The organism is Glycomyces salinus (assembly GCF_016428645.1).
GTDB classification, from domain to species: domain Bacteria; phylum Actinomycetota; class Actinomycetes; order Mycobacteriales; family Micromonosporaceae; genus Glycomyces; species Glycomyces salinus.
In genome coordinates, this window is the sequence record NZ_JAELXW010000189.1 from 1 (window position 1) to 965 (window position 965).

Below are 965 nucleotides of genomic sequence, written 5' to 3' on the forward strand. Positions count from 1 at the left end.
CTGTGACTGAAACCCGTTGAGAGGCAAGGAAACCCCCTGGTAGAGACTGGAGTTACCACAGCTTCAGCCTGCTCCCAAGGGGTTCCGTGTCTGCCATTGTCACCTATACCGCGATCCTGCCTGTCGACCGGGCCGCCGTCGCCTGGTTCTCCCGCAACCTCGCGGCCCACCGCCGCGCGATCGGCACCCGCAAGGGCACCCGCCGCCTCACCCCCTGGGCGCAGGCCGTCCTGGTCCTGCGGTGGATGATCGACGGTGATCGCGTCAAGCAACTCCGGACCGACAACGCGCTGCCCTCCTCGACGACGTACGACTACCTGCACGAGGGCCTCGATGTGCTCGCGCAGGCCGCGCCGGGCCTGGGCGAGGCCATCGACGCCGCCCGGGCCGCCGGCGACGAGCACATCGGCCTGGACGGCACCCTGATCCCCACCTGCCGGGTCACCGTCGAGGGCCCTACCGAAGGCTGTGACCTGTTCTATTCGGGTAAACACCACCGGCACGGGGTCAACCTCCAGGTCATCTCCGCCGCTGACGGCTACCCGCTGTGGATCGGCCAGGCACGACCGGGACGCGAGCATGACACGACCGCCGCGCGCCACACCGGCGTCGAGGAGGCGGTCGCGCTGATCAACATCGGCGTGCCTACCGAGGATCATCTGCTGGTCCTGGTCGATTTGGGGTATGAGAAGTTCCGCGACTTCCCGGCCGTGCGCTGTGGGCACAAGAAACCCAAAGGCGCGAGGCTGACGGTCGACCAGCGCCAGTACAACAAAGTCCTCGGAGCGCTGCGGGCCCTGGCCGAGAAAGCCAACGCCGACCTCAAGGTCCGATTCAAATGCCTGGACAAGATCGGGCTCAACCCGTGGCGGATCGGCACCATCGCACGCGCCTGCCTCGCCCTGTTCCACTTCGAACGCCCCCGCGTCACCGACCGTCACGCATGAGTTGCACGGAAAAGCTCA

The 965-nt window shown here is 66.9% G+C and carries 1 protein-coding gene; it reads left to right on the forward strand.

Going from position 1 to position 965, the window contains the following annotated elements; translation table 11 throughout:
* Positions 1-86: 86 nt before the first annotated feature.
* The gene (locus JFB92_RS24985) at positions 87-947 is read left to right on the forward strand and encodes an HARBI1 family protein (RefSeq protein ID WP_307789268.1); all 861 of its coding nucleotides are present in this window, start codon (positions 87-89) and stop codon (positions 945-947) included.
* The last annotated feature ends 18 nt before the right edge of the window (positions 948-965 follow it).